Annotated in this window: 23 protein-coding genes; 16 read left to right on the forward strand and 7 right to left on the reverse strand. The window is 47.4% G+C overall.

Translation table 11 applies throughout. The features are described 5' to 3' along the window. Positions 1–149: 149 nt before the first annotated feature. Positions 150–2093: a heavy metal translocating P-type ATPase gene (locus tag PH235_RS09535; RefSeq protein ID WP_272162121.1), complete on the reverse strand. Its 1944-nt coding sequence runs from the start codon at positions 2091–2093 to the stop codon at positions 150–152. 260 nt (positions 2094–2353) lie between these two features. Then, positions 2354–3175: an undecaprenyl-diphosphate phosphatase gene (locus tag PH235_RS09540; protein ID WP_272162122.1), complete on the reverse strand. Its 822-nt coding sequence runs from the start codon at positions 3173–3175 to the stop codon at positions 2354–2356. A gap of 218 nt (positions 3176–3393) precedes the next feature. Between PH235_RS09540 and PH235_RS09545 the strand changes: the two genes are divergently transcribed. Then, the gene (locus PH235_RS09545; RefSeq protein ID WP_272162123.1) at positions 3394–3903 is read left to right on the forward strand and encodes a PTS sugar transporter subunit IIA; all 510 of its coding nucleotides are present in this window, start codon (positions 3394–3396) and stop codon (positions 3901–3903) included. Between the two features lie 158 nt (positions 3904–4061). On the opposite strand, the gene PH235_RS09550 is transcribed toward PH235_RS09545, so the two are convergent. From PH235_RS09550 to PH235_RS09560, 3 genes are all read right to left on the reverse strand, one after another. Next, positions 4062–4679, reverse strand: coding sequence for a flavin reductase family protein (locus PH235_RS09550; protein WP_272162124.1), 618 nt, complete (start codon positions 4677–4679; stop codon positions 4062–4064). A 4-nt stretch (positions 4680–4683) separates the two neighbouring features. Then, positions 4684–5586 carry a VOC family protein gene (locus PH235_RS09555; RefSeq protein ID WP_272162125.1) on the reverse strand — a complete coding sequence of 301 codons (903 nt, stop codon included), beginning with the start codon at positions 5584–5586 and terminating at the stop codon, positions 4684–4686. 185 nt (positions 5587–5771) lie between these two features. Next, positions 5772–6803 carry a lactonase family protein gene (locus tag PH235_RS09560; protein ID WP_272162126.1) on the reverse strand — a complete coding sequence of 344 codons (1032 nt, stop codon included), beginning with the start codon at positions 6801–6803 and terminating at the stop codon, positions 5772–5774. A gap of 174 nt (positions 6804–6977) precedes the next feature. Here PH235_RS09560 and PH235_RS09565 point away from each other — a divergent pair, with 174 nt between their 5' ends. The 7 genes from PH235_RS09565 to PH235_RS09595 all read left to right on the forward strand — a co-directional run bounded on the left by PH235_RS09565 (position 6978) and on the right by PH235_RS09595 (position 12538). Next, the gene (locus PH235_RS09565) at positions 6978–7337 is read left to right on the forward strand and encodes a PTS glucitol/sorbitol transporter subunit IIA (protein WP_272162127.1); all 360 of its coding nucleotides are present in this window, start codon (positions 6978–6980) and stop codon (positions 7335–7337) included. Between the two features lie 11 nt (positions 7338–7348). Then, positions 7349–8548 (forward strand): AI-2E family transporter, encoded by a 1200-nt coding sequence (locus tag PH235_RS09570; protein WP_272162128.1) that lies wholly within the window; start codon positions 7349–7351, stop codon positions 8546–8548. Positions 8549–8573: 25 nt separating this feature from the next. Further along, positions 8574–9614 (forward strand): signal peptide peptidase SppA, encoded by a 1041-nt coding sequence (gene sppA, locus PH235_RS09575; RefSeq protein ID WP_272162129.1) that lies wholly within the window; start codon positions 8574–8576, stop codon positions 9612–9614. Further along, positions 9614–10183, forward strand: a complete 570-nt coding sequence (locus PH235_RS09580; RefSeq protein WP_272162130.1) for an RDD family protein — start codon at positions 9614–9616, stop codon at positions 10181–10183. Before sppA ends, PH235_RS09580 begins: the two co-directional genes overlap by 1 nt. A 339-nt stretch (positions 10184–10522) precedes the next feature. Then, positions 10523–10924 (forward strand): GntR family transcriptional regulator, encoded by a 402-nt coding sequence (locus PH235_RS09585; protein ID WP_272162131.1) that lies wholly within the window; start codon positions 10523–10525, stop codon positions 10922–10924. Further along, entirely contained in the window at positions 10911–12047 is a 1137-nt protein-coding gene (locus tag PH235_RS09590; protein ID WP_272162132.1) for a DUF1648 domain-containing protein, read from the forward strand. The genes PH235_RS09585 and PH235_RS09590 overlap by 14 nt, the downstream gene beginning before the upstream one ends. A gap of 146 nt (positions 12048–12193) precedes the next feature. Beyond that, positions 12194–12538 carry a hypothetical protein gene (locus PH235_RS09595; RefSeq protein ID WP_272162133.1) on the forward strand — a complete coding sequence of 115 codons (345 nt, stop codon included), beginning with the start codon at positions 12194–12196 and terminating at the stop codon, positions 12536–12538. Positions 12539–12586: 48 nt separating this feature from the next. On the opposite strand, the gene PH235_RS09600 is transcribed toward PH235_RS09595, so the two are convergent. Next, on the reverse strand, positions 12587–13249 hold the full coding sequence (locus tag PH235_RS09600; RefSeq protein WP_272162134.1) for a type 1 glutamine amidotransferase: 663 nt from the start codon (positions 13247–13249) through the stop codon (positions 12587–12589). Continuing rightward, the gene (locus PH235_RS09605) at positions 13250–14602 is read right to left on the reverse strand and encodes a Mur ligase family protein (RefSeq protein WP_272162135.1); all 1353 of its coding nucleotides are present in this window, start codon (positions 14600–14602) and stop codon (positions 13250–13252) included. 374 nt (positions 14603–14976) lie between these two features. Between PH235_RS09605 and PH235_RS09610 the strand changes: the two genes are divergently transcribed. The 8 genes from PH235_RS09610 (at position 14977) to atpE (ending at position 22692) form a co-directional block, all read left to right on the forward strand. Then, positions 14977–15549: a thymidine kinase gene (locus PH235_RS09610; RefSeq protein ID WP_272162136.1), complete on the forward strand. Its 573-nt coding sequence runs from the start codon at positions 14977–14979 to the stop codon at positions 15547–15549. Between the two features lie 42 nt (positions 15550–15591). Further along, a complete protein-coding gene (gene prfA, locus PH235_RS09615) occupies positions 15592–16671 on the forward strand; it encodes a peptide chain release factor 1 (protein ID WP_272162137.1) in 1080 nt (359 codons plus the stop codon). Further along, a complete protein-coding gene (gene prmC / locus PH235_RS09620) occupies positions 16658–17506 on the forward strand; it encodes a peptide chain release factor N(5)-glutamine methyltransferase (protein WP_272162138.1) in 849 nt (282 codons plus the stop codon). Before prfA ends, prmC begins: the two co-directional genes overlap by 14 nt. A gap of 168 nt (positions 17507–17674) precedes the next feature. Continuing rightward, complete coding sequence (locus PH235_RS09625; protein WP_272162139.1) at positions 17675–18703, forward strand: L-threonylcarbamoyladenylate synthase; 1029 nt, start codon at positions 17675–17677, stop codon at positions 18701–18703. A 149-nt stretch (positions 18704–18852) separates the two neighbouring features. Beyond that, a complete protein-coding gene (gene glyA, locus PH235_RS09630; RefSeq protein ID WP_106450731.1) occupies positions 18853–20091 on the forward strand; it encodes a serine hydroxymethyltransferase in 1239 nt (412 codons plus the stop codon). A 375-nt stretch (positions 20092–20466) separates the two neighbouring features. Further along, a complete protein-coding gene (gene upp, locus PH235_RS09635; protein WP_086627427.1) occupies positions 20467–21102 on the forward strand; it encodes a uracil phosphoribosyltransferase in 636 nt (211 codons plus the stop codon). 599 nt (positions 21103–21701) lie between these two features. Further along, the gene (gene atpB, locus PH235_RS09640; RefSeq protein ID WP_272162140.1) at positions 21702–22418 is read left to right on the forward strand and encodes a F0F1 ATP synthase subunit A; all 717 of its coding nucleotides are present in this window, start codon (positions 21702–21704) and stop codon (positions 22416–22418) included. A 61-nt stretch (positions 22419–22479) separates the two neighbouring features. Then, positions 22480–22692 (forward strand): F0F1 ATP synthase subunit C, encoded by a 213-nt coding sequence (gene atpE, locus PH235_RS09645; protein WP_086627433.1) that lies wholly within the window; start codon positions 22480–22482, stop codon positions 22690–22692. Positions 22693–22703: the final 11 nt, after the last annotated feature.

A 22703-nucleotide genomic window follows, 5' to 3' on the forward strand; every position in this document is an offset into this window, starting at 1 on the left:
TCGATCACATATATATCCGACCCAATCCAGTGTGCTTCCGTACAGCTTATGCCGCAGAATGCGAACGCATATAAATAGATAAAGCCGCCTCATAATAAAATGAGACGGCTCCGTTTTTATGTGTTCAGTTGCCACCAGCATGAGTAAAATTATTTTTCGTGCGCGAGTCCGGTACTCGAAGTCTTTCCGTCCGATTTGGCAGTGCCCTGGAAGTGGTGGGTTGGGATTTTCGCCAGGAGCCTCAAACTGTTCATGATGACCAGTATCGTGCTGCCTTCGTGTCCGACCACCCCGAGCGGAAGGTTGATGAGTTGGAACAGATTTGAAACGATCAGAATGAGAATGACGGTGATCGAAAAGATGATATTCTGCATGGTGATTTTTTTCAGCTTCTTCGATAACCCATAGCAATATTCCAGTTTGTCCAATTCACTCTTCATCAGCACCACGTCAGCTGTTTCCATGGCGATGTCCGTTCCTTCTCCCATAGCGATGCCGATGTCGGCGTTTGCCAGTGCAGGGGCGTCGTTCACGCCGTCTCCGACCATGCCGACCAATTTGTATTTCGCCTGAAGATCTTTCAGGATGGTGGTCTTATCTTCAGGAAGACAATTCGCGCGAATTTCATCCACACCCAACTGCTCACCGATCGTCTGCCCGGTTGCTTCATTGTCGCCTGTGATCATGATCGTATGGACGCCATTGGCTTTGAAAAAGGCGATCATGTCTTTTGCCTCTGATTTAGGTGTATCCAATAAAGCGTAATAGGCCACGACTTTGTCATCCTGTGAAACGTAGATGACGGTCTTTCCTTCGTTCTGGAGCGCGAAAGCCTCCTTCACGAACGAAGGCTCGTTCAGTTCATCGGTTACGACGAAGGTCTTTTTGCCGATTTTCCATTGGCTTCCGAACGCTTCACCGGCCAAACCGTAACCGGTAAGGTCCTGGATTGAATCCATCTGGGACTTCTCATATTCCTTCGTATCGAGATGTTGGACCAACGCGGAAGCGATCGGGTGGGTTGAAGAGTGCTCCAACGCATAGACGACGGACATGATGTGTTTTTCATCGGTGCCTACCAGGTAGATGGCTTCCGTCACTACAGGTTTGCCTTCCGTCAGCGTGCCTGTTTTGTCGAATGCGATGCAATCCATGGCCGAGAAGTTCTCGATCGCGATGCCGCCTTTGAACAGGATGCCGCGCTTGGCTGCATTGGAAATGGCGGAAAGGACAGCAGGAGTGGCCGAAGCCACCAATGCGCAAGGGGAGGCGACCGTCAACAGCACCATGCCGCGGTAGAACGATTCATTCCAACCCCAATCCAGGAGGAAATAAAAAACGGCGATCATGACCGGCACAAAAACAAGAACGATTTTGACATAGGTGTTTTCGATGCGGTTGATGAAGCTTGCCGTCTTCGAAGGGGTCTTTTGCGCTTCTTCCACCATGCGGATGATTTTGGCGAACAAGGTATCCTTGGATTCTTTCGAGACGGTCATCGTCAGCGCTTCGCTCAGGTTGATTGTGCTGCCGAAGATATCATCGCCGACAGTTTTTTCGACAGGGACGGATTCGCCGGAAATGGCGGCTTCATCGATCAGGCCTTGGCCTGATGCAATCGTGCCATCGATAGGGATGCTGGCGCCTTTAGGGACCATTAAGGTATCGCCGACTTTCAGATCCTTGACTGCAACGTCCTCGATCGAACCGTCCGGGTTGATGCGTTTTGCGATTTCAGGGACAATGTTCATCAACGCCGTGATCGCTTGGGTACTTTTTTCGGTCGCGTATTCCTCCAGTGAACCGGATAGCGAGAAGATGAAGATGAGCAGCGCGCCTTCCATCCAGTAACCGATCAGCGAGGCACCGACTGCGGCAAGCACCATCAATATGTCGACGTTCAGATGTTTATTTTCAAATGTATCGATAAATCCTTCTTTTGCTTGTTTATAGCCGCCTATGATGAACGACAGCACGAAAATGATGGCTGCAGCAGTATCAAAGTTTTGCCATTGCAGTACAATGCCAAGAATGATGAGAATGCCACTGATTGTGGTTGCGATCATCGCTTTATTCTTGAATAAGTCTTTCATGATTTGACACTCCTTCCTTATATGCCTTCATGATAGCACTAAAAAAGTCTAGATTATAATCATTATAATCAAACGGAAATGAATCTCATTCTCATTATCCATATTTCAGACATAATTTGAAGAGGTCGAAAATTGCACACAGCAATAAAACCAGAAGGGTGACTAAAAATAATAGATTATAATAATTATCAATAAGGACTAAGAATGTTCTGGATGACAAAATAAAAAGCCATCCCAAAAAGGATGGCGAAACTCATGTTTTAGACAAACAGGAAATAGACCAGGACGATTGCTCCAAGTACGATTCGGTACCAACCGAACGCTTTGAAGTCGTTGCGTTTCAGGTAACCGATCAGGAACTTGATGGCGACGATCGAAACGAGGAAAGCGGTGATCATGCCTGACAAAAGAACGGCGAATTCAAGTCCGGTAAAGTCGAAGCCGAATTTGATGATCTTCAAAAAGCTGATTCCGAACATGATCGGAATGCTCATGAAGAAGGAGAATTCCGTCGCGATGAAGCGGGAAGTGCCCAACACGATGCTCCCAAGGATAGAAGAACCGGAGCGCGATGTACCCGGAATGATCGAGAGCGCTTGGAACAGACCAATCTGGAAAGCCTTCATATAGGTCAACTGGCTGAATTCAGTGATGCTCGGTTCGCGATCCTTATGCTTGTTTTCGATCACGATGAACAAAATCCCGTAGATGATCAACGCCAAAGCCACAACTGTCGCGTTCAGGAGGTTTTCGTCCGCCCAATCGTTCAAGGGCAAGCCGATGACTCCAGCCGGGATACACCCGATGACCACTTTTTTCCAGATATCCCAAGTCTGTGTCTTCTCTTCCTTTGTTTTGCTAGGGGAGAAGGGATTTAGTTTGTGAAAATAGATGACGACTACCGCGAGGATGGCACCGAGCTGAATGACGTAGAAGAACATTTCTTTGAATGCCTGCGAAAGATCCAATTGGATGAACTCCTCAACCAAGATCATGTGGCCCGTGCTGCTGATGGGCAGCCATTCGGTGATGCCCTCAACAATGCCGAGGATGATTGCTTTCAATATTTCCATAAATTCCATATAATATCCTTTCTGTTGTGCATTTTTTTGATACTCCACCATCTAGTATAGCGAAATGAAAAAGATTAGCCAATCCTTTTCAAGGATTCTTAAGGAAATGGAGGGGCATTTTCGAATGTAAGCGGTGCTAAAAAAATTCACAATGCCAGTCTGTTTGTGGTAAAATGAAGTATACCAATTTTCACAAAAGCTCATTTAAATAAGGAAGAGGCGATAGCATGTTTGGCTTTTTTAAGAAGGATGATAAAAAGGGAAAACTGCCGGTTGAAAAGGAAATCTTGTATTCACCAGCCAACGGTGTAGTAGTACCTGTTTCGGATGTTGCAGACCCAGTGTTTTCCCAAAAAATGATGGGTGACGGTTTCGCTGTCATTCCTGCAGACGGTAACATCTATTCTCCTGCAAAAGGAAAAGTGCTGAGCGTATTTCCGACAAAGCATGCAGTAGGCATTTTGTTGGACAGCGGATTGGAACTTTTGTTGCACATGGGATTGGATACGGTTGAACTGAACGGGAAACCGTTCGAAATCTTCGTGAAGGAAGGGCAAGCTTTGACTGCAGATACTCTGATCGCCAAAGTCGATCTGGCACAACTGCAGGAAGCCGGCAAAGACTCCGCGATGGTCGTCGTCATCACGAATATGGAGAAAGTAAAAAACTTCAGTTTGGATGTGACAGGTGAGGCTGCCGTAAAAGCAGAAATCGGAAGCGTCCAGCCGAAGGAATAACAAAAATATATGCAAAAAGCTTCATCCGGCTGATCGCCGGGTGAAGCTTTTTCGTCGCCATACGTGTAAACAGCCGACGCCACGCCGATGTGTCGACTGAACGGAACCTGATATATTCTGAACAATCGAAACAACGGCTGTTGCCTACATACAACCCGTTAAGGACGTTCCAGCGAAAAAATCTCCCCGAGCTTTGTATAGTCGTTGCCGGCCAGCCTTGCGATCGGCTCCAATTTGTCGGCCAAAACGTACTGTTTTTCTTGGTCGAATACCGATTCGTCGAAAAGGAAATCTTCGACGCGCAGGATGAACAGATCAGTCAGCACGTTGCCCTCAGCATCCGCCAGAGGCACATATTGGTGCACGGTTGTTTCCATGCGGATTTTCGCCTCTTTGATGGCGGGTACAGCGACGGTATGACTGGCGGTCAGCGTCAACTCCGTCAGATCGATTTCGCTCTCCGTATCCGGCAGTTGGGCGGCCGTCTTGTTCATCTCCTCAACCAAGTCTTCGCTGACGATATGGACGACGCCTTGTCGGGAAGCCAGCAGGTTTTTGGCGGAATCCTTGATTTTTCCGTCATTCCTCAGAATGGCTACGCTGATCAGCGGCAACACATTTGATGCGACACTGAAAAAACTGAAGGGCGCGGCATTGACTACTTGTGTTTCTGGATTCTGGGTAGTGATCCAGGCAATTGGGCGGGGAATGATGCTCCCGGTCAAAAGTTTGTACATCTGTTTCGTGTTGAGTTCTTCGGTATTGAAATGCTGCATGGGATCACTTCTTTCTGGTCAGGATAGTGGATTCGATTGTCTTTCGTTTTGGTTCCAGGAAATCAGGGAGGGCAAACGTCTCGCCTAATTTTTCCAGTGGTTCGTCAAGAGTGAATCCTGGTTGGTCTGTCGCTATTTCGATGCGCAATCCGCTCGGTTCGCGCAGATACAGGCTTTGGAAGTAACCGCGGTCGATGATTTTTTCCACGGTAATATTATTTTCTTTTGCCTTTTCGAGGATCTGATACAGATCTTTGCGTCCGTGCACGCTGTAGGCGATGTGATCGATGGCTCCTCTGCCGAGACGGCTAGGCTTCAGGCTGGTGGACTGGATCAGTCGACTTTCCTCTCCAGGCGCAGGGATCGGATGGGCAATATGGTCTGTCAGCAACATGCCCAGAACATCTCGGAAAAAGGTCTCCGTTTTTTCCAGGTCGGAAACGGTGTAATGGATGCCTTGGATTCCGATGATCTGGTATCCGGCGGGCACATCGCTGTGGCGCGTCGCCTGATCGGGCGCAATCATTCCGGGCACTTCGACCAAACTGATTTTCATGTCGTCCGGATCCAGGAAAGTGCAGCTAGCTTCATCGTTTCCAATTAAACGAACGGCTCCCGCGGTAAGGCGTTTTTTCCAGAACGGCAGACTGCCTTGAGGGATCTTCAGCAGCACTTCATGGATATAGCTGTCTTCTTCGTGACGTTGGCCGACTCTCGGCAACTCGAAAAAGGTCAATATCGTACCGGGAGTTCCCTTGTAGTCCCCATAAAAAAGGTGGGGATCGGTCAAATTATCCTGATTGACTGTCTGTTTGACGAGACGCAATCCTAAGGTATCGCTGTAAAAGGTTTTGTTCTTCTCAGCATCTTTGGTGATGGCGGTGAGATGGTGAAAACCGGTAATCATGTATGCTCCAACCTCCATTCAAATAATCCATAAGTCGAGTATACAGGAGAGTGCCTCAGCGAGGTAACTATTCTGCTCAGCGGGGGCGGGAGAGCTGGACCCGTGGATGGAAATAAATGAAACCGACTGAATGATATCAAAAAAACCTCCGCGTTCATCAGAACGGGAGGCGTATTGTTATTATTTTAGTAGAAAACACAAACGCACTCTGGCGCGTAGACGTCTTTTTGCACCAACGTCAATTTGCCGGTTTCTGCATCGCGTTCGAACAAAGTCAGGTTGTCGGAATCCTGATGGGCCACGATTACGAATTGGCCGCTCGGATCCAAGTTGAAGTCACGCGGGATGTTTCCTTCGGTAGGGACATATTCCACTAATGACAATGTTTCGCCGTCTTCGGATACCGCATAGACAACCAATGAATCATGTCCGCGGTTGGAAGCGTAGACGAATTTGCCGTCTGCGGAAATGCGGATAGCTGCGCCGCCGTTGAAACCTGTGTGCTCTTCAGGGATAGTCGTGATGACTTGCAATAATGAGAAAGTGCCTGTTGCTGCATCATAAGCCAACACTTCTACATCGCTGCTCAATTCACCGAACATGTAAGCCACTTTGCCGTTCGGATGGAAAACCAAGTGACGCGGTCCAGTTCCGGGCGTCGCTTTATAATGGGCAACTTCCGCCAATTTGCCTTCATCAGAAACCGTGTAGGTGTAAACTTCGTCGGTACCCAAATCGCAAGCCAACAAGAATTTCTTGTCCGGGGAAAGTGCGCTGTAGTGCACATGCGGAATAGTTTGGTTTTCATGGATGCTTGAACCCTCATGCTGCGCACGGTCAGTCATCGTGAAGGAGCCGTCAGCGTTCTCTTTATAGACTGTCAAGTATCCGCCGTGGTAATTGGCAGTGAAGATCAATTTTTTGTCTTCGTCGAAGTAGATATAGCAAGGCGCAGATCCTTCAGCAGAAATTTCGGCTACCTTGTCATAGGTTCCGTTTTCATTTTTCTTGAAAGAAGTGATGCCGCCGCCTTCATCCGTTTTGGAAATCGCGTACAGCGTTTCTTTGTCCGCAGATAAGTCCAGGTAAGTAGGGCTGTCGACTTCCGCGATCAAGCGATAATCACGCAATTCTTTTTTATCGGTGTCCAAAATGATTTGATGAACCCCTTTACTTTCTCTTTTCGTGTAAGAGCCAAGATATAAAACTTGTTCCATTCAAAGACCTCCTAAATATTATGATAATTCCATTATAACAAACGCCATTCACAATTACAGGGAAAAAAGCTTGTAAAGCAAATAAAGTTGGATTCAATGGTATAATCAATGGTTTGCCAAATAAACTGTGATAGAATAGAAGTTGTAAAAAGTGTCTGAAAAGGAGATATGTCAATGCAAAGCAAAGTAATTCAAATTGGAGAAAAAGCGATAGATATAAAGGAACCCATGATCATCCTGTTCGATGACAGCGCAACGCCACCATTGCAGGAGGTTTCCGTGATCCATCGTTTTGTCGAGCCCCAGGAATGGTTCGAACTGGAAGACGGTGATCGGATTTTGTTTGACGACCAGGAATACCGTATATCCTATGTCGGTACGCACGTCCTGAAAAATCTGCAGTCGATCGGCCATACAACCATGATCTTCAAAAATTGGGATGACGAACGCCTGGAAACAAGCATCTATTTGACTCCTTACATTTTGCCGGCAATAACGGACGGCACCACCATTACTTATAAGAAGAAAGATTGAAGGTGAGTCCCATGGAAAGAGCTCCGCGTAGAGGAACGAAATCCGGGAATAGGTTGTCGTGGTTCGAAAGATGGTTTCTGAACAACAAATTCGTGACTATCCTGTTGATCACTTTACTGATTCTCCTGATCGTTTTGGTATTTTCAAAAGTATCTTATCTTTTAGGGCCGATAGGCAGCTTCTTCAGTGTCATCGGTTTTCCGCTGATAATGGCGGGTATTTTTTATTACATGCTGAATCCGTTGGTTACGCTGATGGAGAAGCGGGGCATAAAGCGTTTTGTCGGGACGTGGATCGCTTTCGTGCTGGTGTTGCTGCTGATGATCTGGGGATTTGCGATCCTGATTCCGATCATCCGCGACCAGACGATAGGCATTGTACGCGAATTTCCGGCTTATTGGCAGGCGCTTGAGAGCATGACGATCGAATTGGTCAATTATGATTGGTTCACCTCCCTGCAGGATCAGATCAACGAAATCAATGCGGACATCTTCAACAGCGTTTCCGCGAAATTGAACGAAGTGCTGTCGAACACGGTCAGCGGCTTGGGCAGTGTCGTCGGATTGTTGACGAATGCGTTTGTGGGCATCATCACGATGCCGATTATTCTGTATTATCTGCTGAAAGAAGGAGAGAAGTTGCCGCTGACTTTTCTGCAATTCTTTCCCACAAATCTGCGGGAATCGATCGGGGAACTGCTGAAGAAAATCAACACGCAGATCAGCCAATATGTGCGCGGTCAGATAATAGTTGCTTTCTTTGTCGGGCTGATGTTCGTCATCGGCTACGCCATCGTCGGAATGAAGTTCGGCATCGTCCTGGGGATACTCGCAGGTTTCCTGAACATCATCCCGTACATGGGGTCCTTCATTGCGATGATACCAGCAGTGATCGTTGCGATTGTTGATTCACCGCTGATGCTGGCAAAAGTGCTGCTTGTTTTTTCGATCGAGCAGTTCATCGAAGGCCGCGTCATTTCTCCGCAGGTACTCGGCAGCAATCTCGAGGTCCATCCCGTCACGATCATCTTCGTATTGCTCACGGCAGGAAAACTGTTCGGCCTGACCGGTTTCATCTTGGGTATTCCCGGTTATGCTGTCCTTAAAGTGCTGTTCATGCATATCTTCGATTGGTACAAAGAAATTTCCGGCTTGTATTTGGATGAACCTGAAGTCGAGGAAGAACCGGAAGAGGATTATGCTCAAGAATAATCGAAACGAAAAGGGGTAATGCTTGATGAACAAAAAGAGATGGATTGCGGTCGCAATCGCGCTTGTGCTTTTCGTGGCATCACTCGGCTCGCAATTTTTGTCGACCCGATTGGCTGACCAAACGGAAGATTCCCTCAGCCAGCTTACCGGCAATCTGATACCAGGGACGAGCCTGCAGGAAAGTGTTCTGGAAAGCGGCGATGCCAGCAACCGGATTGCGGTTCTGCATATCGAAGGCACCATCCAATCAGGTGCAGGCAGTATGCTGACGGACGGATCCAGCTATGATCACGACCTTTTCCTGGAGCAATTGAAAGCCATCGAAGAGGATGACACGATCAAAGGGATCTTCCTGATAGTGGACAGTCCGGGTGGTGGGGTATATGAAAGTGCGGAGGCGCACGATAAATTGTACCGCATCGCCGCTGAGAAGAAACTTCCGGTCTATGCTTCGATGCAAGGCACGGCCGCAAGCGGGGGCTACTACATCTCCGCCGGTGCGGACAAAATTTATGCCACTGCCGAAACGACTACCGGTTCGATCGGTGTCATCATGCAAGCAATCGAATACTCTGGCCTGCTTGAAAAATTGGGTATCGAATACAATACGATCAAGTCAGGCAGCCTCAAGGACATCGGGTCTCCGGATCGGGATATGACGGAAGAAGAACGTGCGTTGCTTCAGGCATACGTCGATGAGGCTTATCAGCGTTTCGTCACCGTCGTATCGACGGGAAGGGATATGCCGGAAGAAGAGGTCCGCGCTGTTGCGAATGGCATGATTTATTCGGGAACCCAAGCTCAAGCGCTAGGGTTGGTGGATGAGATAGCCTACACGGATGATGCCTTGAAAGCGATGAAAGCAGCTTACGACCTCGAAGATGCGGAAGTGTTCGACTATACTTCGACACCTGGATTGTTTTCCGATTTTTCTTGGTTGTTCGCTCAGGCGGCTGCCAAACTGACGAGCCAGGACAACCAGACGCTTTCTGAACTGCAGCTGCTCCGTGACACTTTCGGGACAACCGCCGCGCCGAGATTGCTTTATCTCTACGGAGGTGAGTGATGATGGAAGAGCAAACCACTACGCATGAAGAACGCTTGGAAGAGATCCGGAAAAAGAAAGTAGCCTGGGAGGAAGCCGAGCGCTTTTCCGACCAACAGGAACGCCCGTTTCACCGCTATCCGGATTACGTATTCGCCGGTTTTTGGATCCGGTTCTTTGCCTACCTCGTCGACCTGCTTGTCGTGCAGGCTTTGGTGGCGATCCTGATCAAGCCGATCTTCGCTTTGGGCGGCATCAATATGCAAGGGAACGATCCCTTGACCATGTACGGATTTTTTCAGTTGCTGATCTTTGTCGGGTATTTCATATTGACGACGAAATATACGAACGGTCAAACACTTGGGAAAATGATCTTCGGCATCCGTGTCGTCTGCTTCAAAGAAGAAAAACTCAGTTGGCAGACCATCCTGATCCGCGAAGGCGTCGGCCGCTATATCGGCAAAGTCGTGGCCGTTATCTATCTGGTCGCTGCCTTCCAAAACAAGAAACAACATCCGATCGATATGCTTTGCGATACGTCGGTCGTGACGGAAAACAGCATCAGGGCTTTGCAAGAAAGTTACCAGTAGAGAGAAAAAATGTGGAAAAACGGCATGCGATCGGTGGTTATCGGTCGCATGCCCTTTTTTTGTGTTGTGGTCAATTTTTTTTGCGGGATGGCTGGAGGAGAATGTGGATAATACGTATAATAGTTTGGAACTCCGGCGATGCCGTCATTCGCCGGAGAAGAGCGGTAAACCACAGAATGTCCTCCGGCGAGGACCTGCTCGTGGGAGGACACCTATCCTTCTTACCCTCTCTTCCGGGGAAGACAGCTTTAACCGGAGGAGACGGCAGCACACCTATTCCGACTTGCAAATTCCGCCGCTAGTGTTATACTTGTTATATAACGAACAGGAGGGGTAAATATGTTCATCGAAATTCTCCCGAACAGCGATACGCCGATCTACACGCAGCTGATGTACCAGATCAAAATTGGCATCCTCAAACGGGAATGGTCATATGGGGATGGATTGCCGAGCGTCCGGAGTTTGGCCGGCGAATTGGGCATCAACATGCATACCGTGAATAAAGCGTACAATCTGTTGGCCGACGAAGGCGTGCTGGAAAAAAACCAGAAAGGCTATTTCGTGAGCGAACGCGCGACAATGGCGTCCAATGAACGCACGAAAGCGGCGATGCAGGATAAGCTCAAGGAAATCCTGATTGATAAACAGATTTTTGAGGTCGATGAAGAAACGTTCAACGGATGGCTGAACGAAATTGAGAAAGAGTTGGAAGGGGAAGGGGAAGCAGATGCTGATATTTAGTTGGTTCATGGTGATACTGTTTTTGATTATTGGGGTTGTCAACGGCATCACGCCATATTATAGCCGGTTAGGTACGCCGTTTGGAGTGACCGTTCCGACATCGCATCAAAAGGACCCCTATGTTTTGAAGCTTAAAAAGGTCTATCTTTATCAAAATATATTCGGGAGTATACTGCTCGCTGCGCCAATCTTTTTCTTCCTTCTCTGGGATGATGAGGAGAAAGTGGAGATGGTCACCAGCATCTATGTGACGGTCGCGATGTTCGTTTTCATCTTCCTTTCGTTCCTGCTTTACCTGCAGAAACGGAAGCAGCTCCGCAGTTGGAAAACAGCAAACGACATCAAAATTGAACCGAAAAAAGCCAAAATCGTCATCGATACCGCCTATCAAAAAGATCTGAAGGTGGTCTCCCATTCGGTCTTCGTTTCGGCGCAATTATTTATCCTGTTGGTGACGGTGGCTGTCACGCTTTATTTCTATGACCTGATACCCGAGCGGTTCCCGGTTCACTGGAACAGCTCGAATGAACCGGATCGGATCGTCGATAAAACGTATGTGAATGTATTCATGTTGCCGGCGATACAATTATTGATGATTCCGATGATGTTTTTCAGCCACTATTCCTTCATCAAATCGAAACAGAAGATTTCGCCTTATCTGTCCGATCTCTCCAGCAAGCAGAGCAAATTGTTCCGTCAGGCTTGGTCCTATTACTTCCTCGTCGTGACGGTGCTGACGCAGCTCTTGTTGAGTGGCATCCATTTCTTTTCCTTGTTCTTCGCAGACAAGGGTGCCCAGTGGGTCATCGGCATGACGATTCCGTTCGTGGTCATCATAGTTGGGTACAGCGTCTATCTGACTTGGAAGTATGGCCAAGGAGGCGAAAAATTGTTCCTGAATGAAGCGGGTGAACTGCCGGATGAAGTGACGGAAGCGGACGAAGAGCGCTACTGGAAGTGGGGCGTATGGTATTACAACCCGGAAGATCCATCGATATTTGTCGAAAAACGCTTTGGCATCGGAAGCACGCTGAATATAGCCAGATGGCAATCATGGGCGTTCATCGCCGGACTGTTGGCCTTTGTAGTGCTGACGATCGTGCTTTCGTTCGCGATGGAATAGGAATCTGTCTAAGCAAAGGACAGAAGGTTGCATCATTCTGGTGCAGCCTTTTTTGTGATGCCACACTTATAGGAATACAGGATGATGTCCGATAATGTGGAAGAATCGGACAAGCGGCAGGCGTCATCTTATGGGGTTGTCCGATAATGCGGAAGAATCGGACAAGCGGCAGGCGTCATCTTATGGGGTTGTCCGATAATGCGGAAGAATCGGACAAGCGGCAGGCGTCATCTTATGGGGTTGTCCGATTATGCGGAAGAGTCGGACAAGCGGCAGGCGTCATCTTATGGGGTTGTCCGATAATGTGGAAGAATCGGACAAGCGGCAGGCGTCGTCTTATGGGGTTGTCCGATAATGTGGAAGAATCGGACAAGCGGCAGGCGTCATCTTATGGGGTTGTCCGATTATGCGGAAGAGTCGGACAAGCGGCAGGCGTCGTCTTATGGGGTTGTCCGATAATGTGGAAGAATCGGACAACTAGGGCGCTATAACCAAAAAAGAGGAGCTGCCCCATTCCGGGGTAGCTCCTCTTCTTCGATTTATTTTTCAATCTTTTTGTTATGTTGGGCAATGGCCATATCAACGATGCGGTTAGCCAAGTGGATGTTGCGGACCAACAAGGGCCCATGGAAATAGGAACAGAAGACATTTTTGTAACGGGCGCCTTCGGTCTTATCTTCCCCGTTGTTGCCCATGCCTTTTTCGACTTTCCCGAGCGGGCGCATGTTTTCGCCAAGGAAGGTCCGTCCGTTATGGTTTTCGAACCCCTCGTAGGTCTCGTTGAATTCCTCGCTGCGGATCGTGATGTCGCCGATGAACCGGTTGTTGTCCTGGCTCAATGTATAGTGATCCAGGGCGCTGATGCCGGAAATTTTGTTGCCGGATGCATCCATATAATAGTGGCCCAATAATTGGTAACCGCCACAGATGGCCAATACCACGCCATCATTTTCGATGTATTCCTTGATTCCTTCTGCTTTGTCCTGAATGTCTTTGGAGACGATGTACTGTTCGTAATCCTGGCCTCCTCCGAAAAAGACGAGGTCATATTTTTCTGGATCGAAAGGCTGGTCCAAACTGATGATTTCTGTTTCGAAATCAACGCCTTTTTCACGGGCACAGTACTGGAGCATCAAGAGATTCCCATTGTCGCCGTATGTGTTCAGCAGGTTGCCGTACAAGTGGCAAATACGTAGTCGCATTTATTTCATCCTTTCCGCTATATAGCCTTGGTTCGCTAGCTCTTTACGGAGTTGCAGCACAGCGGTGTAAGTTGCCATCACATAGATTTTTTTCGTCGGAGCCTTTTTGAAAGCTTTGATGACATCCGTGATTTCCGGCAAAACTTCCAGTTTTTCTTCCGGAATGCCGGCAACCTTCATGCGTAAAGTCAACTCTTTTTGGCGGATGCCGCTGACGGTTACTTTCGGGATGTCAAAATCCAAAAACTTCTCGTAATTCCCGTCCCAAATCCAACTGACATCGGTTCCGTCTGCCGGGCGGTCATTCAGGATCGAGACGACGCTGAACGGTTCTTCTTCGTAATGCAGAAGATCGATGACCTGATTCAGCCCGACCGGATTTTTGATCAGGTTCAGGATGATTTCCTTGTCTTCGACGGTGATCGTCTCCTGACGCCCGAATTTTTGCTGGGCAGCCGAGAAACCGGCTTGGATCTCTTCCGGAGTCAACCCGAAATGTTTGCCGACTGAGTAGGCAGCCAAGGCGTTGTATACGTTATAGAGACCGGCGACATTCGTGTGGAACGGATGTCCATCGATTTCAAAGGAAGAACTCTTGTGCGTTAATTTGTCCACTTTGGTGACAGCATAAGCCAATTCCGGACGTTTGAAATCGCAATGCGGGCAGTAATATTTCCCTAGGTTGCTGTAGGTATTGAATTTGTAGCGCAAAATGTGTTGGCATTTCGGACAAAGTACGCCGTCCGTGTTGTAATGCGCCAAGGTGTCGCCATCCGGTTCGTGATTGAAACCGAAATAGATTTGTTTGTTGACCAACTCTTTGGAGTTGAAGATTGGGCTGTCGCCGTTTGCCAGGATGACGGCATCCGGTGCTAAAGCAGCGCCATCGACCATTTTTTGGTAGATTGTGTAGATTTCGCCGAATCGGTCCATCTGATCGCGGAAAACATTCGTGTTCACGATGACTTTCGGCTTGATGAACTTCGTCACCTTGACCAGGCTGGCTTCATCAACCTCAAGGACAGCAAAGGCTCTTTCCTTTTTTACTTTACGCGAATAGCCTTCCAGGAACGAGGAGATGATGCCTTGCTCCATGTTGGCGCCGGTAGGATTCGTCAAGATATGCGGGTATTTTTGCTGCAGGACATGATAAGTCAACGATGTCGTCAGTGTCTTGCCGTTCGTGCCGGTGATGATGACGACATCAAAATTTTCAGAAAGGTGTTGCAACACGTCGGGATCCAATTTGACGGCCAGTTTGCCGGGCAGACTGGTTCCGCCTTTAGTGAATGTCTGAAGACCCCACTGGGCGATTTTGCCGATATTGATTGCTAGTGAACCGCGGATAGTCAAATAAATTCGCTCCTTACTTATGTATCTCTTGCCATCATAGCATATAACAAGGCTTTTTTCGATAGCGTTAGTATAGCAGAATTTGCCCGGATTGAATATTTTTAGATGCCTCTTCGTGTCAGGAATGGGTGTTCCGATTGCCTCTGGATGGCTGGTGAGCGTGAATTTTATTGACTTTGGAGCCATTTCCTACTATCATTATACGGGATGTTATTCAGTTTTTTTATCATTCGGTAACCTTGCCGGAGCGGGATGATGAAGGTGAGATAATAGCGGGTCGGAAGCAGGATGACACAAGGGCATCCTTTCTTTTTGCAGGAAATTCCGACCGATTGATGAAAAATAGGCAAGACGCTGTTGGAAAGGTGGACATAATGGCACAGTTATTTTTTAAATATGGGGCGATGAACAGCGGGAAATCGATCGAGATCCTGAAGGTTGCCTACAATTATGAAGAGCAGAACAAATCGGTGATGATCTTTACGAGCGCGATAGATGACCGTGATGGCGTTGGGTATGTCTCGAGTCGGATCGGATTGAAACGCGAAGCTATTCCGATTGCGGATGATACGGATGTATTCTTGGAAGTCAGCAAAAATCCGAAAAAGCCGGCCTGCATTTTGATAGATGAATCCCAATTCCTATCCAAAGCGCATGTCATCCAACTAGCACGCATCGTGGATGAATTGGCAATCCCGGTGATGGCGTTCGGATTGAAGAATGATTTCCAGAACGAATTGTTCGAAGGCTCCAAATATCTGTTGCTTTACGCGGATAAGATAGAAGAAATCAAAACCATCTGCTGGTACTGTCACAAAAAAGCGATCATGAACATGCGTGTCGTGGACGGAAAACCAGTATATGCCGGCGAACAAATCCAGATCGGCGGAAACGAATCCTACCTTCCCGTCTGCCGTAACCATTACCACCATCCGCCATTGGCCTAGATCAGATAATCAGAAACAAAAAAAGAGGAGTTTGAAAAAGTTATGTATGATCAATTAGATGCATTCATTATCCGTTATGAAGAGCTTTCCGAATTGTTGAGTGATCCGGAAGTCCAGGCTGACACAAAACGGTTCTTGGGATTGACCAAAGAAGAAGCAGGGCTGCGCGAGAAAGTCGCGACCTTCAATCGCTATAAAGAGGTGGAAGGAGAAATCGCCGACACAGAAGAGATGTTGTCAGAAAATTTGGATGATGACATGGCTGCCATGGCCAAAGAGGAATTGAGCGACTTAAAGAAAGAGAAGACCGTACTTGAAGAGCGCATCAGAGTTCTGTTGCTCCCTACCGATCCGAACGATGACAAAAACATCATCATGGAAATCCGCGGGGCTGCCGGTGGGGATGAAGCTGCTTTATTCGCTGGGAAGCTGTTCACAATGTACAGCAAATTTGCTGAAAGCCAGGGCTGGCGCGTTGAGGTCATGGATGCGAACATCACCGGTATCGGCGGCTACAAAGAGATCATCCTGATGATCAGCGGAAACGGTGCCTACTCCAAACTGAAATATGAGAGCGGCGCACATCGTGTCCAACGTGTTCCGGAAACCGAATCACAAGGGCGTGTGCACACCTCCACGGCTACCGTTGTCGTCTTGCCGGAAGCGGAAGAGGTCGAATTGAACATCGAAGACAAAGACATCCGCACGGACATCTATCATGCCAGCGGAGCCGGCGGACAGCACGTCAACAAGACGGCATCAGCGGTCCGATTGACCCACTTGCCGACAGGAATCGCCGTTGCCATGCAGGATGAGCGTTCCCAAATCAAAAACCGCGAGAAAGCGATGAAAATTTTGCGCACGCGTGTCTACGACAAAATCTCTTCAGATGCACAATCAGAATACGATGCGACGCGCAAATCCGCAATCGGGACAGGCGATCGTTCCGAACGGATCCGCACCTACAACTTCCCGCAAAACCGTGTCACGGATCACCGCATCGGCTTGACTTTGCAGAAGTTGGATACGATTTTGAGCGGAAAATTGGATGAAATCATCGATGCGTTGATCATGGCAGATCAAACGCAAAAATTGGAGTCCTTGAACAATGGGTCAATCTAAGGAGCTCACTTACCAACAAGCATTGCAGAATGGCGCGCTTTTTTTGGAACAAAACGAGAAAAGTCCATTGGCTGCTGAAAGGCTGCTTTTGGATCGCTTGGGTTGGACGAAGACGGATCTGTTGATGCGTTTTGCAGATCCGATAACGGAGCAGGAATACAAGCAGTATTTCAGCGACATAAATGAGTATGTCGCGGGCAAACCGATCCAGTACATCGTAGGCGTCGAATGGTTCTACGGCTATCCCTTGAAAGTCACAGAAGCTACCTTGATTCCGCGGCCGGAAACGGAGGAGCTCGTGCAACGGGCGCTAAAATGCCTGGAAGGGAAAGGGCCGCAGAAGGTCCTCGACATCGGGACAGGGTCCGGCGCTATAGCCATCGCGATGAAAAAAGAACGCCCACAGGATGAAGTGACAGCCACCGACCTTTCTGATGAAGCGTTGGCTGTCGCGAAAGAAAACGCCAAGCAATTGGATGCCGACATCCGTTTCCTGCAAGGGGATCTGCTGGAACCCGTGCAACTGGAGACGTTCGACTGCATCCTCAGCAATCCACCTTACATCAGCGAAGACGAGATTGGCTTGATGGACCGCTCCGTTTTGGAGTACGAACCGCATTCGGCTTTGTTCGCCGATCACGACGGGTTGGACCTATACCAAAAGATGGCCTTCACGCTGCCGTTCCATTTGAAAACGGACGGGTGCCTGTTCATGGAGATCGGATTCAACCAAGGCGAAAAACTATTGGAACTCTACAAAAAAGCTTTCCCGGATAAAACGGTCACGATCGAAAAAGATCTGTCCGGCCTCGATCGCATGCTGATAGTCAAATAAGAAAAACTAACTCGTGAAGCTAGCCAACTGGTTTATTAAGCATTTTATGATGAAAAGAGTCGCCTGTTATCCATGGGCAAAAAAATGGCTGCGGGCAATTGCCCCGGCTATTTTTTTAACCTGAACGGCGACGCTGCGTGCCAAACCATTCAGAAAGGAGCATTTATTATGGAAACAAAAATATACGAAACAGCAACAATCGATGAGGCAGCCGAATTGCTGAAAGCCGGACAATTGATCGCCTTCCCGACAGAGACGGTCTACGGTCTGGGCGCTGTCGCATCAAATGATGAAGCCGTCAAAAATGTATATAAAGTAAAAGGAAGACCCAGCGATAATCCATTGATCGTTCATGTATCCGATCGGGAGATTGCTGAATATGTTGCCTTTGTGCCGAAACAGGCGGAAGCCTTGATGGAGGCTTTTTGGCCGGGTCCGTTGACTTTGATTTTTCCGATGAAAGAAGGGGTTTTTGCGCCGACCGTCACTGCAGGGCACAATACCGTCGCGCTGCGGATGCCCGCGCAAGAACAGACGCTGGAATTGATCAGAAAAACCGGCTTTCCTTTGGTCGGACCTAGTGCGAACACATCAGGCAAACCGAGTCCGACGACAGCCCAACACGTGATGCACGATCTTTCGGGGAAAATTGCGGGCATCCTTGATGGAGGGGAAACGCAAATCGGTTTGGAATCAACCGTGCTTGATTTGACGAATGCTGCGGGTCCCGTCATTTTGCGCCCTGGTGCCATCACGGAAGCGCAGTTGGAGCCGATCATCGGCAAACTGGCGGGCAGTGCGCAATCAATAAATGAAGCAGAGGCTCCGAAAGCGCCAGGGATGAAGTACCAACATTATGCCCCTGCGCAACCGGTCGTCCTGATCGATGGTAGGGCCGCTGATTGGGAAGCAGTCATCGAAGCGTATCGCGGTGAAGGCAAGCAAATCGGCATTTTAGCATCTGAAGAGCGCCTGGCTGTGCATAAGGATGCAGCGCTAGCTACCTATTCATTGGGATCGAAGGATGATGTGGCGGCTGCATCGCAACGTCTCTATGCTGGATTGCGTTATCTCGATGAACAGCCGGTCGATGTAATTTTGGCGGAAGCTTATGACCTTGCCGGCCTCGGGAAGGCATTCATGAATCGTCTGGAAAAGGCGGCTTCTTCAAAATATCCGAAAAAACAGGCGAAATAATCGCCTAATATCCGTCTTTAGCTTACTTTTCATACAAAATATTCAAATCCAGGAGCTTATATGTTTTATTTCTGAAAATTTATGCTATACTCAACTTACATTTTTTATATGTTTAAAATTTTGGAATAATGTGATGGAAGGGTGCAAACATGGATAAAGAATTATTTGCAGCAATTGAAAAAGAACGCGAAAGACAAGAGAACGGAATCGAGCTGATTGCTTCCGAAAACTTCGTATCTGAAGATGTTATGAGAGCGCAAGGCAGCATCTTGACCAACAAATATGCTGAAGGCTACCCTGGTCGTCGTTACTATGGTGGTTGCGAATTTATCGATATCATCGAAAATTTGGCGATCGATCGCATAAAAGCAATTTTTGGTGCAGAATACGCCAACGTACAACCGCATTCCGGTTCGCAAGCAAATATGGCAGCTTACCGTGCATTAGTTCAACCAGGCGATAAAATTTTGGGTATGGATTTGAGCCACGGCGGTCACTTGACGCATGGCGCATCCGTGAATTTCAGCGGTCAGACCTACGACTTCGTTGCTTACGGTGTGGAAAAAGAATCAGAAACAATCAATTATGACACTGTCAGAGAGATTGCCCTGAAAGAACAACCAAAATTGATCGTTGGCGGCGCTAGCGCTTACTCGCGCGCAATCGATTTCAAACGTTTGAGAGAAATCGCTGATGAAGTCGGCGCTTACTTCATGGTCGATATGGCTCATATCGCAGGACTTTGCGCAACAGGACATCACCAAAATCCGGTTGAATATGCCCACATCGTAACCACAACAACACACAAAACACTTCGCGGCCCGCGCGGCGGCGTAATTTTGGCCAAAGAAGAATTCGGCAAAAAGTTGAACAGCGCTGTGTTCCCAGGCATCCAAGGCGGTCCTCTGGAGCACGTCATCGCTGCTAAAGCTGTATCATTCTTTGAAGCTGCAACACCAGAGTACACGGAATATATCGGACAAGTCATCAAAAATGCCCAAGCAATGGCTGATGTCTTCAATGCATCCGACTTGCGCGTCATCAGTGGCGGAACAGACAATCATTTATTGTTGTTGGATGTTACAAGCAGCGGCTTGAACGGAAAACAAGTAGAAAAATTATTGGATACCGTTGAAATCACTGTCAACAAAAATACGATTCCTTTTGAAACGCTTGGCGCCAACAAAGCCAGCGGCATCCGTATCGGCACACCTGCCATCACAACAAGAGGCCTGAAGGAAGCAGAAGCACGCAAGATTGCTGAATTGATCGTGGAGACTATCCAAAACCACACAGATGAAGCGAAATTGGATGAAGTCCGTGCGGCTGTCAAAGCCATCACGCAAGGTTTCCCATTGCATAAAAAATTAGCTGCAACTGAAGCATAAATAGATTACCCAGGAGCTGCCTCTATGAGGCGGCTCCTTTCTTCGGTCGGAGCAGGATTTGCCCTTAGCAGGCCGCGTCGTCGGCTGAACGTTGAGTGAGGATTACCGAACAGCCGACGAAAGACCGGTGTGTTTGCTGAACGCAGAGTGAGGATAACCGAACAGTCGACGAAAGTCCGTGATGTCGGCTGAACGTGGAATTGAGAACACCGAACAGCCGACAACCTCATCTTTTATCCCAAAAACAAGCATAACTGGAGTTGGTGCATCTCTAAACATACCATTCAGTGTTTTCTCATCGTTTTATTTCTGGTATTTGTAGCGGTTTTCCATTACAATAAGTTGAGCAAAAATAGGAAAGTGGGGCAAAAGTATATGGGAGAATTCCATGTAATGAATCACCCGTTGATTCAACACAAATTAACAATCATCCGCGAGAAAGAGTGCGGAACAAAGGTTTTCCGTGAAGTAGTAAGCGAAATCGCGATGTTGATGGCTTATGAAGTAACAAGGGACATGCCTTTGGAAGACATCGAGATCGAAACGCCATTGGTGAAAACGACTCAAAAAACATTATCCGGTAAAAAGGTTGCCATCATTCCGATCCTGCGTGCAGGTTTAGGGATGGTTGATGGTTTCTTGGCGATGTTGCCTGCTGCAAAAGTCGGCCATATCGGAATGTACCGCGACCATGAGACATTGGAACCTGTCGAGTATTTCGTGAAATTGCCGACAGATATCCAAGAACGTCAATTGTTCATCGTTGACCCAATGTTGGCGACAGGCGGCTCTGCTATCGCAGCCATCGAAGCGTTGGAAAAGAGAGGCGCTTCGCCATCTTCCATGAAATTCATCTGCCTTGTGGCAGCTCCTGAAGGAGTGGAAGCATTGCACGCCGCTTATCCGGATGTAGATATCTATGCAGCTTCTTTGGATGAAAGATTGGACGAAAACAGCTACATCCTGCCTGGATTGGGAGATGCTGGTGACCGACTGTTCGGCACAAAATAAGCGTTCAAAATGGCAGCGAGGCAATTGTGTCCATAATTGTCGAACAGTCAATATTATCATGAGAACGATCTTCCCATTTACATAATCTTGAAAAATGAAAATAAAGAACTGAGCCAGAAACCCAATGGGTATTTCTGGCTCAGTTTTTTTGTGCAAGTTAAGTTCGTTATACTTAAATCTCTTAATGCTACAGTGCCGACGGGTTTGAAGGGTAGTATGAAAGACAATAAATTTGCTTTTATTTCCCCAGTCGAATCACTTTTTGGTTAGCCATCGGATTTTCATAATCCTATAAGTATATTTATGTATTGAGTATCTTTGATTATGAAGGCGGTATCTTTTCATCATTTTCATGAAAAGGCCGAAAATATCCTTATATTCTGTAGATTTGCTTTGAATTTCGATAAACTTGGTGTTATGATTAGCGATGTTGAACAGATGTGCAGAGAAACTTATGAAATAGCCACTTATTGTGACTAGAGTATGGGAGGTCCAGCTAAATTAGTTGTCTACTTTTACGACTGTCTTTTAAAATAATGTAGCATGGATTAGGTTTGGCATAGCTGTTTTTTTATTTGTATTGAAAAGAGGTGAAAATATTGGAAGCTGAATCTAAAGTCATCCATATTATGGGATTGGGTTTCAGTTTGAATATCATCATAAGTGTATTGGCGACTTGCATCATTGTTTTTTTATTTTGTTTTATTGCTACCCGGAAACTGTCGGTGAGGCCAACATCCAAAAGCCAATTGGCGATTGAATATTTGGTTGATTTTATCCGGAACATGATTTCCAGCTCGCTTCACTGGAAAGTCGGGCAACAATTCCACTTGTTGGGATTCACTTTGTTCCTATTTGTATGGGTTGCCAATATGTTGGGGCTTGTGTTCATTTTGAACATCGATGGCCATTCCTATTGGAAGAGTCCAACAGCCAGTCCAATCGTCACATTAGGCTTGGCCTTGATGGTGATTTTGCTGACGCATTACTTTGGTATTAAGGAAAATGGGTTCAAGGAATATTTCATGAACAGTTATGTTCGCCCAGTTGCACCTCTCATGCCGATCAAAATTTTGGAGGAATTTACGAACACATTGACATTGGCGTTGCGTCTTTACGGAAATATTTATGCCGGCGAAATTTTGTTGGGGTTGATTGCTTCATTAGCGAATTCTTACGGCTTGTTGACTTGGGTAGTCGGGATTCCTCTCCAAATGGTTTGGCAAGGATTTTCCATCTTTATCGGATCGATCCAAGCTTTCGTCTTCACTACGTTGACTATGGTTTACCTCGCTCATAAGATCGAAGCGGAATAAGCTGCTGATCCATGAGCTTAATAACTATGCATTATTATATGAAAAAAAGGAGATTATTATTATGAACTTTATAGGAGCTGCTATTGCGGTTGCCGGTGCGGCCATCGGAGCATCATTAGGAAACGGAAAGGTTATCTCTACTACAATCGAAGCGATCGCAAGACAACCGGAATTACAAAGCAAATTACAGACTTTGATGTTTATCGGTGTCGGCTTGATCGAAGCTGTTCCCATCATGGCGGTAGTTATAGCTTTCTTACTGATTTTCCAATAATAGGGACCAGC

It is taken from the genome of Trichococcus sp. K1Tr, from assembly GCF_028309625.1.
Classification (GTDB): domain Bacteria; phylum Bacillota; class Bacilli; order Lactobacillales; family Aerococcaceae; genus Trichococcus.